Raw genomic sequence first — 15,191 nt, 5'->3', positions numbered from 1 at the left:
CCGCCACCCGCCGTCTTGGACAGGCGCCGCCCCGCCTGGGCGGGAACGGCGGTCATCCCCCCGGCCGCGGCCGGGGGAATCCGGTCACCCGGCGACGCTCGACACGTCCACCGAGACGCCCGGCCCCATGGTCGAGGCCAGCGAAATCTTCTTCAGGTAGGTCCCCTTCGCGCCCGAGGGCTTGGCGCGGTTGACCGCGTCGACGAAGGCCTTGACGTTCTCGGCCAGGGCCTTCTCGTCGAACGAGGCCTTGCCGACGCCGGCATGGACCACGCCCGCCTTCTCGACCTTGAACTGGACCTCGCCGCCCTTGGCGTTCTTGACCGCCTGCGCGACGTCCATGGTCACGGTGCCGACCTTGGGGTTCGGCATCAGGTTGCGCGGACCCAGGATCTTGCCCAGACGGCCGACGATCGGCATCATGTCCGGGGTGGCGATGCAGCGGTCGAACTCGATCTTGCCCGACTGGATCGTCTCCATCAGATCCTCGGCGCCCACGATGTCGGCGCCGGCCTCGCGGGCCTCGTCGGCCTTGGGGCCGCGCGCGAACACCGCCACGCGCACCGTCTTGCCGGTGCCGTGGGGCAGCGTCACCACGCCGCGCACCATCTGGTCGGCGTGACGCGGATCGACGCCCAGATTGACCGCGATCTCGATCGTCTCGTCGAACTTGGCGGTCGCCAGCTGCTTGACCAGCTTGACGGCCTCGTCCACGGGCAGATCGTGCTTGCCGTTCAGCGCCTTGCGGGCGGCGGCCATGCGCTTGGAAATCTTCGCCATGACCTTACCCCTTGACCTCGATGCCCATCGAACGCGCCGAGCCGAGAATGATCTTCATCGCGGCCTCGATGTCGTTCGCGTTCAGATCCTTCATCTTGGCCTCGGCGATCTCGCGCACCTGCTTGACCGTCACCGTGCCCGCCGTCGCGCGGCCCGGGGTCTTGGACCCCGACTGGACCTTCGCCGCCTTCTTGAGCAGATAGGACGCCGGCGGCGTCTTGATCACGAAGGTGAAGCTCTTGTCCTGGTAGTAGGTGATGATGGTCGGGCACGGCGCGCCCGGCTCGATGCCCTGCGTGGCGGCGTTGAACGCCTTGCAGAACTCCATGATGTTGATCCCGCGCTGACCCAGCGCAGGACCGATCGGCGGCGAGGGGTTCGCCTTGCCGGCGGGGACCTGAAGCTTCAGGGTCCCGACGATCTTCTTGGCCATGTCGGCCTCCTCTTCATCCCGCCCGCGCGGACGCGTCCGCCGGGCACCCGGTTAGCGGTCCGGTCCGGGCGGCGCGCCGCCCTCGCCTCCCGCGAACGAACGCTCAGGCGACCTTCTGCACCTGCGCGTATTCCAGCTCGACCGGCGTCGCGCGGCCGAAGATCGAGACGGACACCTTGAGGCGGGCGTTCTCCTCGTCCACCTCCTCGACCATCCCGGTGAAGCTCTCGAACGGGCCGTCCACGACCTTGACCTGCTCGCCCACCTCGAAGGTGATGGCGGGACGCGGACGCTCGACGCCCTCCTCGACCTGGTTGAGCAGATGCGCGACCTCGGAATCGCGCAGCGGGCTCGGGCGGCCCTGCGGCCCGAGAAAGCCCGTGACCCGCGGCGTGTCCATCACCAGGTGATAGGCGCGGTCGGTCATCTCCATCTTCACGAGGACGTAGCCCGGCATGAAGCGGCGCTCGGTCTGCACCTTCTTGCCGCGCCGGACCTCGACCACCTCTTCGGTGGGCACGAGCACCTCTTCGATCTCGTCCTCGAGACCGTTCTGGCGCGCCGCGTCCTTGATCGCCTCGGCCACCTTCTTCTCGAAATTCGAGAGCACGTGAACCGTGTACCAGCGCTTGGCCATCCCGCTCGTCACCTCAATGCCGCGAGGCCTGCGCCCCGTCATGATCGCGCCGTCGCGACGCAGCCCGAAACATCAAGCGCGCGGCCCGAATCGGCGCGCGCGCTGAGCATGTCCTGAGCCGAAGGGCACTACTCCACCGCTGCGGAGAATGCAACCCCGGCGGTCGCCCTCAGCGGCCCAGCAGAAGAATCTGCTCGACCCCGTAGGCGATGATCTGGTCCACCGTGAAGAAGAACGTGGCGGCGATCGTGGCCATCACGAACACCATGACGGTGGTGATGAGGGTCTCCTTGCGGGTCGGCCAGACGACCTTGGCGGCCTCGGCGCGGACCTGCTGCACGAACTGAGCGGGGTTCACCCGAGCCATTGCGCTTTCCTTCCCTGGAGCCCGATGGGACCGCGGCCGGTCCCGACGCTGGCAGGGGTGGAGGGACTCGAACCCCCGGCCCTCGGTTTTGGAGACCGATGCTCTACCAACTGAGCTACACCCCTTCGGCCAGCGAGGACGCTGTTTATTCCGCCCCGCCCCGTCCGTCAAGCGGATCCGGCGCCCCGTTGGTCGGCCGATCCTCGGTCCAGTCCCACAGGCCCTGGTCGCGCTCGGCCACGGCGCGCTTCCAGCCCACCTTCTCGGCGCGGCGCTTGAAGGCCAGCCCCTCGGGCGAGTGGCGCGTGATTCCGTCGAACAGCGTCGCCAGGCGCTGGGTCTCGTTCAGGCCCATGGCCTCGATCGCCTGGTTGATCATCATCTTCTGCATGATCAGCTGGTTGGCCGGAATCGTGGCCATGCGCTCGGCCAGGCGCTCGACCTCGGCGTCGAGCTCGGCCGCCGGCACGGCCTTGAGCGCCAGCCCCATGCGCGCCGCCTCGGCCCCGTCGATCACGTCGCCGGTCAGCAGCATGCGCTTGGCCTTCTCCATGCCCACGCGGTAGACCCACATCGCCGTGGTCGGACAGCCCCAGACGCGGGCGGGCATGTAGCCGATCCGCGCGTCCTCGGCCATGATCAGCAGGTCGCAGCACAGCGCGATGTCCGACCCGCCCGCCACCGCCGCGCCGTGCACCTTGCAGATCACCGGCTTGAGCGAGCGGAACAGCGACATGAAGCGCTGCGTGTTGCGCCACATGAAGGCGAAGTCCTTCATCGGGTCCCAGGGCATGTCCTGCGTGACCTTGCCGGGGTTTCCCTCGGCGTAATAGGTCAGGTCGTAGCCCGCGCAGAAGGCGCGCCCGGCCCCCGACAGCACCAGCACGCGCACCTGCGGGTCGTCGTTGGCGCGCGCCACGGCCTGTTCGATCAGCAGCGGCAGCTCGTCGTCGATGGCGTTGAGCCGCTCGGGCCGGTTCAGCGTCAACCGCGCGATGCGCCCGTCGGTCTCGTAAAGCAGCTTGTCCATGGCGTCCCTCCCTTGCCGGCGCGAAGCGAAGCATGCGCGCCCCAGCCCGGGCAAGACGGCCGCGACGTCAGGCGCCCGCCTTGCGCGCCCCCCGCGCCCGCGCCGTCACGCCGCCCGGGCGAGGGCCGGGCGCGCGATCCGCCGGCGATACCATCGCTGGTAGGGCCGCTCGATCCAGACGACGCCCGCGCACGAGGCGGCGACGACCGAGACCAGCAGCGCCAGCATCCACGCCTGCGAGGCGTAGACGTTGACGCCGGCCAGCACCTCGACCGCCTTTCCGACGACCGAGAACCACAGGATGTGGAGAAGGTAGAGGATGTAGGAGCTCTCGCCCCAGGTCTCGAGAAGCGGCATGTCGCGCAGCGAAAATCCCAGCGCCCCATAGACCAGCAGCGCGGCGAAGACGCCCGAGGCGATCTCGCGCCCCAGCCCCTCGACATGGAGCCCCCCCGTCGCCGAACCCAGCAGAACGCCCGCCGCCCCCGCGACGAAGGCCGGCAGGCGCCAGGGCGGCCGGCGCCCGTTCAGCGCGCCGTGGCCGATGGCGATCAGGATGCCGAACAGGAATTCGAGCACGGCGGTCTGAAGCGGAATCAGCAGCCAGACGGGCTTGTCCTCGACCAGAAACGCGAAGGCCTGCGCGGCCGCCGCCCAAAGGACCATCGCCGCGATCAGCCGCCGCGCGCCGCCCCCGAAGAAGGTGGCGGCGAAGAGCGCGTAGAAAAGCAGCTCCAGCGACAGGGTCCAGGCGATCACGATCACCTGATCCGGGTGAGGCAGCAGCAGGTAGGAAATCAGCAGGCTCGACCCGTCCGGCAGCTTGCCGCGATCGCCCAAAAGCATTGCAAGGCCAAGGGCGGCCAGGATGTAGAGCGAAAGGATCGCCCAGTAGGGCGGCAGGATCCGCCAGAAGCGCGACTGCAGGAAGGCCGACCTGGTCATGCCGGGCCGGTTGCGCGAGATGTGGAAGATGATGAAGCCGCTGATGACGAAGAAGACGTCGACGCCGATCTCTCCGCCCGAGAACAGCCAGAACAGCCCCGGATCGGCGCCTTCGGCCTCGGCCGCGGCGAACAGGTGAAACCCCGCCACCAGCGTCGCGGCGACGCCGCGCAGGATCTGCAGGCTGACGATCTTGCCCATGCGCGCGTTCCCCCGAAGAGGGCCAGTGTGCGCGGGGGCGGACGCGAACGCAACCTTCGGGGCGGCGCGCGGCGGGACGCAGGACAGGCGCAGGTCCGGCGCAGGCCCCGCCCGGGTCGGACGCGGGGCGGGCGCGAAACGGGCGCGAAACGGGCGCGGCGGGCGCCGCGCGCCGAAGGGGCGGCCGGGCGACGGGCGCGACGGGCGCGGCGGGCGGCCTTACTCGGCCGCCGGCTCCAGCGCCGCCTGCTCGGCCAGGAAGCGCTCGGCCTCGAGCGCGGCCATGCAGCCCATGCCCGCCGAGGTCACCGCCTGCCGATACACATGGTCGGTCACGTCGCCGGCGGCGAACACGCCCGGGATCTCGGTCGAGGCCGTGCCCGGCCGCACCTTCACATAGCCGCCGTGATGCGTCTCGAGCTGATCGCGCACCAGCTCGGAGGCCGGCGCGTGGCCGATGGCGATGAAGACGCCGGCGCAGGGGATCTCGCGCGTCGCGCCCGATTGCACGTCGCGCACGCGCACGCCGGTCACGCCCTTGGGCTCGTCCTCGCCCAGCACCTCGTCAAGCTGATGGTTCCACAGCACCTCGACCTTGGGATTGGCGAAAAGCCGCTGCTGCAGGATCTTTTCGGCGCGCAGCGAATCGCGGCGGTGGATCAGCGTCACCTTCGAGGCGAAGTTGGTCAGGAACAGCGCCTCCTCGACCGCGGTGTTGCCGCCGCCGATCACCACCACCTCCTTGCCGCGATAGAAGAAGCCGTCGCAGGTGGCGCAGGCCGACACGCCAAAGCCCTTGAACTTCTCTTCGCTGGGCAGGCCCAGCCACTTGGCCTGCGCGCCGGTGGCCAGGATCACCGCGTCGGCCAGCCACACCCGGCCCGAGTCGCACTCGGCGCGGAAGGGGCGGGACGACAGGTCCAGGCGATTGACGTGATCGGCGACGATCTCGGTTCCCACGGCGCGGGCGTGGGCCTCCATGCGCTCCATCAGCGCGGGGCCCTGAACCTCCTGGTCGCCGGGCCAGTTCTCGACCTCGGTGGTGATGGTCAGCTGGCCGCCCGGCTGCACGCCCTGGATCATCACCGGCGACAGCATCGCGCGCGCGGCGTAGATGGCGGCGGTGCAGCCGGCGGGGCCCGAGCCGATGATCAGAACCTTGACGCGGCGGGTGTCGGACATGGCGGAGCTCCTGCATTCGGGGCGCGGAAAAGGGCGTCGGCATGGGCGCGGCAAGCGCGGTCCGGCCCCATATAAGCGCGCGCGGCCGGCAAGGAAAGCGCCCCGCGCTCACCGCCGCGCGAGCAGCGCCTCGACGCGGGCGGCGGCGGCGTCGGTCTCGCGCAGGGGGCGAATGCGCGCGCGGGCCTCCTCGGCCGGGGTCTCGAGCGCGAAGGCCGCCCCCGCCTCGCGCAGCGCGGCGTGAAAGGCCGTCAGCTTCGGCGCCAGCCGATCGGCCGGCGCCACGCGCACGGGCTTGCCCGCCGCGGCGGCCTCGCTGGCCATGTTGACCGAGTCGGCCGTCACCACGATCTCGTCGGCCAGGGCCAGCATGGCCTCGTAGGGATTGGGGCCGCGCCCGTCCCAGATCCAGCCCGCCCCGCCCAGCGCCTCGCGCAGCGCCGCAAGCCCCTCGGGCGGCGTGCGCCGCGAGGGCGTGACCCACACCGCCGCGCCCTCGCCCGCGCGCGCGGCCAGCCATGCGCCGAGGCGACCGAAAGCGCCCGGCCCCATCCGCGCCGCGCGGCTGGGCCCGCCGAGCAGAACCGCCAGACGCGGCGCGCCCGCCGCGCGCAAGGCGGGCGGCGCGGCGGCCGCGGCCTGCGCCAGGCGTTGCGGCGTGATGCGCGTCAGCGACCCCGTCGTCGTCACCACATTCGCGCCGCGCAGGCCGTCATGACGCGGCGCCGCCACGGCGTCGAACATCGCCAGCGGCATCCGCGGGTCCAGGATCTGCACCGCGCGCGTGCGCCCGCCCGACAGGCGCCGCATGGCCGCAGCCACGGGCGCGGCGCGGCGGCCTGCGCCCACGAGCAGATCGGGCCAGGGCCGATCCAGCGCCGCGCCGCCATCCTCGAGGCCCGAGAACGGCCAGCCCCCGCGCCGCGCCCCGCCCAGCGCCCACAGCGCCGGCGGCAGCGCCGCGGCCCAGCGGCGCAGGGCGATGCGCCGCGTCTCGATGCGCGCGCCCTCGAACGCGCCGCCCGGCCTGCGCGCCAGGGCCTCGGCCAGGGCCAGGGCGGGATTCTCATTGCCCGGGCGCCCGTCGGTCAGCGTCCAGATGCTCGGGCGCCCGGCGCCTTCGCCCGGGTCCTTGCCGCCGCCCTCGCCATGATCCGCCGCGCCGCTCATGCCCGCCCGTTTCCATTTCTTGCGCGCTCGCGCAATATTATTGCCTTGCGTCGCCCCAGCGGGGCAATTAGAAAAAGATCACTCCGCGCGCCGCGCCCGGCGACGCGCCGCACAGGGGACGAACGACGCGCCATGCCTCACGTCAAGCTCGATCCGATCGACCGCAAGATCCTGGCCGAACTGCAGGCCGACGGCCGCATGACGAATGTCGAGCTGTCGCGCCGGGTCGGGATCTCGGCGCCCCCTTGCCTGCGCCGCGTGCGCACGCTGGAGGAGACGGGCTTCATCCAGGGATATCACGCCCGCGTCAACGCCCGCGAGCTGGGCTTCGAGGTCACCGTCTTCGCCATGGTCAGCCTGCGCAGCCAGGCCGAGGCCGACCTGGTCGCGTTCGAAGAGCGCGCCCGCGCCTGGCCCCTGGTGCGCGAGTGCCACATGCTCAACGGCGAGATCGACTTCATCCTCAAATGCGTGGCGCCGGACCTGTCCTCGTTCCAGAGCTTCCTGACCGGCGAGCTGACCGCCGCCCCGAACGTGGCCAGCGTCAAGACCTCGCTGGTGATCCGCTGCGCCAAGAACGAGCCGGGCGTTCCCTTCGACGTGCTCGAGGCGCGCGCCGCGCAAGCCGACTGAGCGCCGCCCCATCCGCCGCCGCCCGGCGCGCCCCCGGCAAGGCTTGACCGCCAAGCCGCAGGCGCCGCCGGCGGAACGCGCGCGCCGCGACCAGGACCGGCGCCGGAGACGGCGCGCGCCCGGCCCGGATCGCCCGCAGCCCGGCCGACGGCGCGGCGGCCCGCGCGGCCCGCCGCCTCAGAACCCCGGCGCGCCCTCGATCGCCGCGCGCACCGGCGGCAGCCGCCGGATGCGCGCCGCCGACGCCGCCGCAAGACGGGGCGCGAGAAGACGGGGCGCAAGAAGACGGGGCGCAAGCGCCGCGGCGTCGGCGGGCGCGGCGACCGAGAATGCGCCGATCGCCGCCCCGCTCTCGTCCCGCACGACCCAGTCGAGACGCAAGACCCCGCCGGCGGCGGGATGCAGCGCCGCCTCGGCGCGCAGGCGCCGCGCGGGGCGCGCCCCGGGCGCCGGTTCGGGCCCCAGCCGCCGCGCCGTCGCCAGCGCCAGCCGCGCGCCCTCGGCCGGGGCCATGCCCGCGGGCGCCGCCACCTCGATGCGCACCCGCGCCGAGGGCGCGGCGGCGGCGATGAAGGGCGCCTCGACCCCGGCCGCGGCGCGGGGCGAAGACGGCGCCGCCGCATCGCGCGCCGGCATGTCCGCGCCGCATCCCGCCGCGGCCAGCGCCGCCGACGCCGCCAGCGCCGCGGCGCCCAGGCGGCGGGCGCTCATCCCTCGCCGCCCAGCGCGATGGCCGAGACGAGGCGCCCGTAATCCTCGGCCCCCTCGCGCGTCGCGCGGCGGTAGGAGTGGAAACGATCGGGTTCGGAGAAGGTGCAGCGCCTGATCCAGCCGCAGCGCGAGATCCCCGCGGCGCGCAGCCGCTCGAGGCAGAAGCGCGGCAGGTCGAAATGCGGCCTGCCCGACGGCCCGCCCGAGAAGAAGCGGCCATTGGCGGGGTCCTCGTCCATGAAGCGCTCCATGAACTCCTCGCCCACCTCGTAGGCGTGCACGCTGATGCACGGCCCGATCGCGGCGGCGATGCGGGCGCGCTCAGCGCCCATGCGCTCCATCAGGTCGAGCGTCGCCTCCAGCACGCCCTCGAGCGCGCCGCGCCAGCCCGCATGGGCGGCGCCGATCACGCCCGCCTCGGGGTCGGCCAGCAGCACCGGCGCGCAATCGGCCGTCATCACCGCCAGCGCAAGGCCGGGGCGGTCGGCGACCAGCGCGTCGGCCTCGGGCGGATCGCCCGGCCACGGGCCTTCGGCAGCGACGGCCCGCGCGGTGTGCGCCTGGCGCAGGAACAAGAGCCGCTCGGGCGCGACGCCCATGCTTTCGGCGGCCAGGGCGCGGTTGCGCGCGACGGCGGCGGGGTCGTCCTTCGAACCGGCGCCGCCGTTGAACTCGGCCCAGATCCCGCCCGAGACCCCGCCCCTGCGGGTGAAGAAGGCGTGACGGGGGCCGTCGGGGCCGAAGTTCAGCTCGTCGGCGCGCAGGGCTTCAAGCGGCATGCGACTTTCCTCATCCGTTTCGGCCCGCCTCGGGCGCGAAGCCCGGCGGCGCGGGCTGGCCCGGCCCGGTCAGGGCCAGCGCCTTGAACAGGCTTCCCATCTCGTCCGGGTGGGTCAAGCGCCGATGCGCGGCGACGATGGCCTCGACCGCATCGCCGCCGCCCCCTTCGCCCCCTTGCGCGCGCGACGCCGCCGCGCGGGCCAGGGCGCGGGCGCGCTCGGTGACGCCCAGCCGCTCGAGCAGCACGCCCTGCGTCGCCGCCGGCCAGGCCACGGCGCCGGCCCCGACCGCGGCCTGCGCCAGCGCCCCCAAGTCCACATGCGCGGTCAGATCCGCCTCGCCGGGGGCGGCGAAGGGATCGGCATGGCGCCCGCCGCGCAGGGCCTGGAAGGTGTCGCCGCCCATGGGCGGCACGCTCAGATAGCCGTAATCCACGATCAGCGCCGCCCCGCCATGGTCCCGCAGCCGCGCGCCCAGCAGCGCCGCCACGCGCCGCCCCTCGGGGCAATCCTCGCGCAGCGCGCCCTCGGGCGCGTCCTCGTCCCACGGAACCGCCGGGCCGAGGGCGAGCGCAAGCCGCCCCGCGCGCTCGGTCACCACGCGCTCGCGCCACACGCCGCCGCGGCGCTCGAACTGACGGATGGGCAGGGCGTCGAAGAACTCGTTCGCCAGCACGATCAGCGGCCCCTCGGGCAGATCCTCGGGGCGCGAGACCCAGCGCGCCCCGCGCCCGGCCAGGGCCTGGCGCTGGCGTCGGCGCAGGGCGGGGCTGATCTCGACCAGCCAGGGGCGCACGGCCTCGGCGAAGCCGGGCACGCGGCCGGCCGCGCGCAGCGCGTCGGCCATCAGCGTGCCCCGGCCGGGGCCGAGCTCGGCCAGCGCGACGCCTTGCGGGCGGCCCATGTCGATCCAGACCTGCGCGGCCCACAGGCCCAGCAGCTCGCCGAACATCTGGCTGATCTCGGGGGCGGTGACGAAGTCGCCCCCCGCCCCCAGGGGATCGCGGGTGACGTAGTAGCCGTGCTCGGGATGGGCCAGGCACATCTGCATGTAGTCCGACAGGCGCAGCGGCCCCTCGAGCGCGATGCGCCGGCGGATCAGGCGCTCGAGCGCGTTCACGCCGCGCCCCCGCCGGCCCGCCCGGCCCCCGCGCGCCGCCAGGCCAGCGCCAGAACCGCCGCCCCGGCCGCGATCATGGGCAAGGACAGAAGCTGCCCCATGGTCAGCCCGCCCTCGGCCCCGAGGCGCAGCGCGTAGCCCATGGGATTGTCGGGCGTCTGGAAATAGGCGTCGGGTTGGCGGAACAGCTCGACGAAGGCGCGGGCGCAGCCATAACCCAGCAGGAACGCGCCGATCATCGCGCCGGGCCGCCGCAGCCAGCCGCGCCGCGTTCCCAGCCACCACATGAGCGCGAACAGAAGCGCGCCCTCGAGCGCCGCCTCGTAAAGCTGCGAGGGATGGCGCGGCGCGCCGCCCCCCGTCGGAAAGATCACCGCCCAGGGCACGTCCGTGACGCGGCCCCACAGCTCGCCGTTGATGAAGTTCGCCACGCGCCCGAACAGCAACCCGATCGGCGCCGCCATGGCCACGCAATCGCCCACCGAGGCCAGCGGCAAGCCCCGCGCGCGGCAAAAGCCGATCACCCCGACCGCCACCCCCAGAAACCCGCCATGGAACGACATGCCGCCGTTCCAGAGCTGAAGGATCTGCCAGGGATGCTGCAGGAAGTATTCGGGCTGGTAGAACAGGACGAAGCCCAGCCGCCCGCCCAGGATCACCCCCGCCACCATCCAGGTGAGCAGCTCTTCGGTCTGCTCGGGGGTCATGGGCGGCGCGCCGCGCCACAGCTGCGGGCGGCGCACCAGCCACGTCACGTAGCGCCAGCCAAGCGCCAGCCCGGCGATGTAGGCCAGGGCATACCAGCGCAGGCTGAAGCTCAGCCCGCCCAGCTCGATCGTGAAGATCGCCGGGTCGATGTCGGGAAAGGGTATCGCCAGCATCGCCGCCTCCGCTTCGCCGGGCGCGCTGCCCGCCTTCGCCCGTCTGATGGGCGAGCGGCGCGCCCAAGTCAACGCGCCGCCCGCACTCAGCCCTCGAGCAGCGCCTCGGCGCGCGTCAGATCCACCGAGACAAGCTGGCTGACGCCCTTCTCTGCCATGGTCACGCCGAACAGCCGGTCCATGCGCGACATGGTGACCGCGTGGTGGGTGATGATGAGAAAGCGGGTGCTCGTGCGCCGGCGCATCTCGTCCAACAGGTCGCAAAAGCGCGTCACGTTCGCGTCGTCCAGCGGCGCGTCCACCTCGTCCAGCACGCAGATCGGGGCGGGATTGGCCAGGAACACCGCGAAGATCAGGCTCAGCGCCGTCAGCGTCTGCTCGCCCCCCGACAGCAGCGACAGCGAGGACAGCTTCTTGCCCGGCGGCATGCACATGATCTCGAGCCCCGCATCCAGCGGATCGTCCGACTCGACCAGCACCAGCTCGGCCCGTCCGCCCCCGAACAGATGCGTGAACAGCGCGCGGAAGTTGCGGTTCACCTCTTCGAAGGCGGCCAGAAGGCGCGCGCGCCCTTCGGCGTTCAGCCCCGCCACGCCCTGGCGAAGGCGGGCGATGGCGGCCAGAAGGTCGTCGCGCTCGGCCGCCAGCGAGTCGCGCTCGGCGCGGATCTCGCGCGCGTCCTCCTCGGCGCGCAGGTTGACCGCGCCCAGCGCGTCGCGCCTGCGGCGCAGATCGGCGATCTCGCGCTCGATCGCGGCCGGGTCCGGCGCGTCTTCGGGGTCGAGCTCGAAATGCGCCGCGACCTTGGCATGCGGCATCGACAGCCTTTCCTCGAGCTGCGCGGCGGCGGCGCGGGCGCGCTCGACCGCGGCTTCGGCGCGGGCCTCGAGGCGCGCGCGCGCCTCGCGCGCCTCGGCGGCCGCGCGCTCGGCGGCGCGCTCGGCCTGTTCGGCGGCGCGCAGCGCCTCCTCGGCGGCGGCCAGCGCATCGGCGGCGGCCTTGGCGCGCGCCTCGGCGCGGGCGATGGCGCCGACCAGCTCGTGGCGGCGCGCCTCGAGCGCGGCGGGGTGGGCGCGGGCGGCCTCGAGCGCGGCGGCCGCCTCGGCGCGGCGGGCGGTCAGCTCGGCGATGCGCGCGCCGGCGGCCTGGGCGCGGCGGGTCCAGTCCTGCGCCTCGCGGGCGATCTGGGCGCGGCGGCGCGCGCGCCCCTCGCCGCGGCGGCGCAGATCGTCGGCGGCCGCGCGCGCGGCCAGCTGGGCTTCGCGCGCGCGGCTCAGCTCGGCGCGCAGGGCCGCCAGGCGCGCGCGCGCCTCGTCCACATCGCCCAGCCCCTCGGCCTCGGCGGCGGCCTCGTCGGCGGCGGCGCGGGCGGCGGCCAGCTCGGCGGCGCGGGCGTCGCGCGCGGCGCGCAGGGCCTCGAGGCGGCCGCGCGCGGCCTCGAGGTCCGCTTCGGCCCGCGACAGCGCGCGCGCCGCGTCCGCCTGGCGCTGATCGGCCTGACGGCGGCGGGCGCGCGCCTCGGCCTCGGCGCGGGCGGCGGCGGCGGCGGCCTCGGCCGCGGCGCGATGGCGCGCGGCGGCGTCCTGCTGCGCGGCGGCGGCGGCCGCCAGCGCCTGGCGCAGCTCGCTCAGGCGGTTGCGCTGGCGCAGACGCTCGGCCGCCGCCGAAGGCGCCTGGCCCGCCCCCGCCCGATAGCCGTCCCAGCGCCACAGATCGCCCTTCGCGCTGACCAGCCGCTGCCCCGGACGCAGCGCCGCCTGCAACGCGGCGCCGTCCTCGGCCTTCGCGACCCCGACCGCCGCCAGGCGGCGCGCCAGCGCCGGCGGCGCCTTGACCTGCGCGGCCAAGGGCTCGACCCCCTCGGGCAAGGGCGCAAGGGGCGGATCGCAGGGCGGCAGGGCCTGCCAGCCCGCCCCGGGCTGCCCCGGCTCGAGCAGCGGCGCGCGCAGATCCTCGCCCAGCGCCGCGCCCAGCGCCGCCTCGTAGCCCGGAGTCACCTCGAGCGCGTCCAGCGCCTGGCCCTTCGGCCCCGCATCGCGCGACAGCGCGCGCTCAAGCCCCGCCGCCTCGGCCTCGAGCGCGCGCGCCTCGCCCTGCGCGGCGGACAGGGCCGCGCGGGTCTCGGCCTCGGCGCCCTGGGCGGCGGCGCGGGCCTTCTCGGCCTCGGCAAGGCCCGCTTCGGCCGCCTCGGCCTCGGCGCGGGCTTCGGCGGCGGCGGCGCGCGCGGCCTCGGCGGCCTGCTCGAGCGCGGGGGCGCGGGTCTCGAGCGCCGCCGCGCCGGCCTCGGCCTCGGCATGGGCCTTGCGCGCGCGCTCGAGCCCCGCGCGCGCCTGCTCGAGGCGCTGGCGCACCGTCTTGCACCGCGCCTCGAGCTCGGCCGCCGCCGCGGCGGCGGCGTCGAGCGCGGACTCGCGCGCGGCGGCCTCCTGCGCGGCGGCGCGCGCTTCCTCCTCGGCGCGGGCCAGCGCCTCGGGATGGCCGGCCTCGGCGCGGGCCAGGGCCTCGTCCTCGCGCGCGAGCCGCTCGATCATCTGCGCCGCCTCGGAGTCGAGAGCCGATTCGCGCGCGATGTCGGCGTCGAGCTGGCGCAGGCGCGCGGTCAGGCGCTCGACCTCGGCGGCGGCCTCGCGGATCTTCTCGTCCAGCCCCTCGCGCTCGACCACGAGGCGCTGGAGCACGGCGCCCGCGACGGCGTCCTCCTCGCGCAGCGGCGGGGGCGCCTGCTCGGCCTCGATGCGGGCGGCGGCGCGGGCGGCGGCCTCGGCCTGGGCGCGGGCGGCGGCGCGGGTCGCCTCGGTCAGCGCGGCCTCGGCGGCGGCGCGCTCGCGGTCGGCCTCGCGCCAGCGTTGCAGCAGCAGCAACGCCTCGGCCCGGCGCAGCGCCTGCGACAGCTCGCGATAGCGCGCGGCCTGGCGCGCCTGGCGCGCCAGCTGGGCCAGCTGCTGGTCGAGCCCCTCGAGCACGTCGGCCACCCGCGCAAGGTTGGCCTCGGCCGCGGCAAGCTTCAGCTCGGCCTCGTGGCGGCGCTGGTAGAGCCCGCCGATGCCGGCCGCGTCCTCGAGGATCGCGCGCCGCGCCTTGGGCCGCGCGTTGATGAGCTCGGAGATCTGCCCTTGGCGCACCAGCGCGGGCGAGTGCGCGCCCGTCGCCGCGTCGGCGAACATCATGCGCACGTCGCGCGCGCGCACCTCCTTGCCGTTGGCCTTGTAGGCCGAGCCGGCCTCGCGGGTGATGCGGCGGACGATCTCGATCGTGTCGGAATCGTTGAAGCCGGGCGGCGCGCGGCGCTCGGCGTTGTCGATCAGCAGCGACACCTCGGCGAAGCTGCGCGGCGGGCGGCTGGCGGCGCCGGCGAAGATCACGTCCTCCATGGCGCCGCCGCGCATGGCGCGCGCCGAGCTTTCGCCCATCACCCAGCGCAGCGCCTCGAGCAGGTTGGACTTGCCGCAGCCATTCGGCCCGACCACGCCCGTCAGGCCGGGCGCGATGACGAGCTCCGTGGGGTCCACGAAGCTCTTGAAGCCCTGAAGCCTGAGTCTGACGAACTGCACGCGCGGCCCCGTCGATTCCCGATCTGACAAGTCTCGGGGCCACGGCGCTGCTGTCAAGTCCGCGGCGCGCAGATGTTGAAGCGCGCGCCGCCGGACCCCCCATATGTTGGGATCAGCCCGCCAGCGCCTTGTCGATCGCGGCGGACAGGCGCTCGAAGCTGGGCTGCTCGACCTTCTCTTCGCCGACGATCAGGGTCGGCGTGCCGGTCAGGCGCGGGTCGTCGCGGTAGCCCTGATACATCTCGACCAGGGCGCGGGCCTTGTCCTCGTCGCGCAGGCAGGCCTCGACCTGCTCGTCGGTCAGCCCGCCCAGGCGGCCGATCTTCTTGAACTCGGCCATCACGTCGTCGGCGCGGGTCCAGTTCTCCTGCCCGCGCAGCAGCGCGTCGATGAAGCCGAAATAGCGGTCCTTGCCGCCGCAGCGCGCCAGCATGCCGCCCCACAGGCCCAGACGGTCGAAATAGACCTCGCGGTAGATCAGGCGCACCTTGCCCGTGTCGATGTATTCGCGCTTGAGCCGCGGAAACACGGTTTCATGGAAGCGGCGGCAATGGGGGCAGGTGAGCGAGGCGTATTCGATCACCGTCACCGGCGCGTCGGGATCGCCCATGACCTGCTCGCCCAGCACGAATTCGGGCGCGGACTGTTCGGCGCGCGCGCCGGCGGCGGTCATCAGCGGGGCGGCGGCCAGGACGCCCAGCGAAAGGCGCAGCGCGCCGCGGCGGGTCATGGCGGTGTCGAAGCTCATGGACGTTCCTTCCTGCGATATGC

Annotated in this window: 15 protein-coding genes and 1 tRNA gene; 1 reads left to right on the top strand and 15 read right to left on the bottom strand. The window is 74.1% G+C overall.

Translation table 11 applies throughout. The features are described from left to right. Positions 1 to 84 precede the first annotated feature (84 nt). The 9 genes from rplA to BMW67_RS13370 form a co-directional block, all read right to left on the bottom strand. Positions 85 to 780, bottom strand: coding sequence for a 50S ribosomal protein L1 (gene rplA / locus BMW67_RS13410; protein WP_072747970.1), 696 nt, complete (start codon positions 778 to 780; stop codon positions 85 to 87). 4 nt (positions 781 to 784) lie between these two features. Beyond that, positions 785 to 1,213 (bottom strand): 50S ribosomal protein L11, encoded by a 429-nt coding sequence (gene rplK / locus BMW67_RS13405; RefSeq protein ID WP_072747971.1) that lies wholly within the window; start codon positions 1,211 to 1,213, stop codon positions 785 to 787. A 103-nt stretch (positions 1,214 to 1,316) separates the two neighbouring features. Further along, entirely contained in the window at positions 1,317 to 1,850 is a 534-nt protein-coding gene (gene nusG / locus BMW67_RS13400) for a transcription termination/antitermination protein NusG (RefSeq protein WP_072747972.1), read from the bottom strand. 169 nt (positions 1,851 to 2,019) lie between these two features. After that, entirely contained in the window at positions 2,020 to 2,217 is a 198-nt protein-coding gene (gene secE, locus BMW67_RS13395) for a preprotein translocase subunit SecE (protein WP_072747973.1), read from the bottom strand. A 49-nt stretch (positions 2,218 to 2,266) separates the two neighbouring features. After that, positions 2,267 to 2,342 (bottom strand) — tRNA-Trp (locus tag BMW67_RS13390). Positions 2,343 to 2,362: 20 nt separating this feature from the next. Continuing rightward, positions 2,363 to 3,301, bottom strand: a complete 939-nt coding sequence (locus BMW67_RS13385) for a crotonase/enoyl-CoA hydratase family protein (protein WP_256598398.1) — start codon at positions 3,299 to 3,301, stop codon at positions 2,363 to 2,365. Positions 3,302 to 3,352: 51 nt separating this feature from the next. Beyond that, positions 3,353 to 4,393 (bottom strand): acyltransferase family protein, encoded by a 1,041-nt coding sequence (locus BMW67_RS13380; RefSeq protein WP_072747975.1) that lies wholly within the window; start codon positions 4,391 to 4,393, stop codon positions 3,353 to 3,355. A gap of 219 nt (positions 4,394 to 4,612) precedes the next feature. After that, positions 4,613 to 5,575: a thioredoxin-disulfide reductase gene (gene trxB / locus BMW67_RS13375; RefSeq protein WP_072747976.1), complete on the bottom strand. Its 963-nt coding sequence runs from the start codon at positions 5,573 to 5,575 to the stop codon at positions 4,613 to 4,615. 108 nt (positions 5,576 to 5,683) lie between these two features. After that, positions 5,684 to 6,745 (bottom strand): mitochondrial fission ELM1 family protein, encoded by a 1,062-nt coding sequence (locus BMW67_RS13370; protein WP_083581472.1) that lies wholly within the window; start codon positions 6,743 to 6,745, stop codon positions 5,684 to 5,686. 132 nt (positions 6,746 to 6,877) lie between these two features. On the opposite strand from BMW67_RS13370, the gene BMW67_RS13365 reads away from it, so the two are divergent. Beyond that, a complete protein-coding gene (locus BMW67_RS13365; RefSeq protein ID WP_072747977.1) occupies positions 6,878 to 7,378 on the top strand; it encodes an Lrp/AsnC family transcriptional regulator in 501 nt (166 codons plus the stop codon). 177 nt (positions 7,379 to 7,555) lie between these two features. On the opposite strand, the gene BMW67_RS13360 is transcribed toward BMW67_RS13365, so the two are convergent. The 6 genes from BMW67_RS13360 to BMW67_RS13335 form a co-directional block, all read right to left on the bottom strand. Continuing rightward, positions 7,556 to 8,089: a hypothetical protein gene (locus tag BMW67_RS13360; RefSeq protein ID WP_072747978.1), complete on the bottom strand. Its 534-nt coding sequence runs from the start codon at positions 8,087 to 8,089 to the stop codon at positions 7,556 to 7,558. Then, positions 8,086 to 8,868: a peptidoglycan editing factor PgeF gene (gene pgeF / locus BMW67_RS13355; RefSeq protein WP_072747979.1), complete on the bottom strand. Its 783-nt coding sequence runs from the start codon at positions 8,866 to 8,868 to the stop codon at positions 8,086 to 8,088. Before pgeF ends, BMW67_RS13360 begins: the two co-directional genes overlap by 4 nt. A 10-nt stretch (positions 8,869 to 8,878) precedes the next feature. Further along, positions 8,879 to 9,988: a class I SAM-dependent methyltransferase gene (locus BMW67_RS13350; protein ID WP_072747980.1), complete on the bottom strand. Its 1,110-nt coding sequence runs from the start codon at positions 9,986 to 9,988 to the stop codon at positions 8,879 to 8,881. Further along, positions 9,985 to 10,869: a prolipoprotein diacylglyceryl transferase gene (gene lgt, locus BMW67_RS13345; RefSeq protein WP_072747981.1), complete on the bottom strand. Its 885-nt coding sequence runs from the start codon at positions 10,867 to 10,869 to the stop codon at positions 9,985 to 9,987. Before lgt ends, BMW67_RS13350 begins: the two co-directional genes overlap by 4 nt. Before the next feature lie 86 nt (positions 10,870 to 10,955). Next, positions 10,956 to 14,420 carry a chromosome segregation protein SMC gene (gene smc, locus BMW67_RS13340; RefSeq protein WP_072747982.1) on the bottom strand — a complete coding sequence of 1,155 codons (3,465 nt, stop codon included), beginning with the start codon at positions 14,418 to 14,420 and terminating at the stop codon, positions 10,956 to 10,958. Between the two features lie 112 nt (positions 14,421 to 14,532). Then, positions 14,533 to 15,168, bottom strand: coding sequence for a DsbA family protein (locus BMW67_RS13335; RefSeq protein ID WP_091764261.1), 636 nt, complete (start codon positions 15,166 to 15,168; stop codon positions 14,533 to 14,535). Between the last annotated feature and the right edge of the window lie 23 nt (positions 15,169 to 15,191).

It is taken from the genome of Oceanicella actignis (assembly GCF_900111545.1).
Lineage (GTDB): Bacteria > Pseudomonadota > Alphaproteobacteria > Rhodobacterales > Rhodobacteraceae > Oceanicella > Oceanicella actignis.
The sequence above is the reverse complement of the archived record's forward strand: the minus strand, read 5'-3'. Positions and strand labels throughout refer to the sequence as shown.

Bases quoted from the DNA above. Each gene is read 5' to 3' on its own strand.
- BMW67_RS13360 (WP_072747978.1), bottom strand. From the start codon at position 8,089: ATGAGCGCCCGCCGCCTGGGCGCCGCGGCGCTGGCGGCGTCGGCGGCG.
- trxB (WP_072747976.1), bottom strand. From the start codon at position 5,575: ATGTCCGACACCCGCCGCGTCAAGGTTCTGATCATCGGCTCGGGCCCC.
- pgeF (WP_072747979.1), bottom strand. From the start codon at position 8,868: ATGCCGCTTGAAGCCCTGCGCGCCGACGAGCTGAACTTCGGCCCCGAC.
- lgt (WP_072747981.1), bottom strand. From the start codon at position 10,869: ATGCTGGCGATACCCTTTCCCGACATCGACCCGGCGATCTTCACGATC.
- rplK (WP_072747971.1), bottom strand. From the start codon at position 1,213: ATGGCCAAGAAGATCGTCGGGACCCTGAAGCTTCAGGTCCCCGCCGGC.
- BMW67_RS13380 (WP_072747975.1), bottom strand. From the start codon at position 4,393: ATGGGCAAGATCGTCAGCCTGCAGATCCTGCGCGGCGTCGCCGCGACG.
- rplA (WP_072747970.1), bottom strand. From the start codon at position 780: ATGGCGAAGATTTCCAAGCGCATGGCCGCCGCCCGCAAGGCGCTGAAC.
- BMW67_RS13365 (WP_072747977.1), top strand. From the start codon at position 6,878: ATGCCTCACGTCAAGCTCGATCCGATCGACCGCAAGATCCTGGCCGAA.
- nusG (WP_072747972.1), bottom strand. From the start codon at position 1,850: ATGGCCAAGCGCTGGTACACGGTTCACGTGCTCTCGAATTTCGAGAAG.
- BMW67_RS13370 (WP_083581472.1), bottom strand. From the start codon at position 6,745: ATGAGCGGCGCGGCGGATCATGGCGAGGGCGGCGGCAAGGACCCGGGC.
- secE (WP_072747973.1), bottom strand. From the start codon at position 2,217: ATGGCTCGGGTGAACCCCGCTCAGTTCGTGCAGCAGGTCCGCGCCGAG.
- BMW67_RS13335 (WP_091764261.1), bottom strand. From the start codon at position 15,168: ATGAGCTTCGACACCGCCATGACCCGCCGCGGCGCGCTGCGCCTTTCG.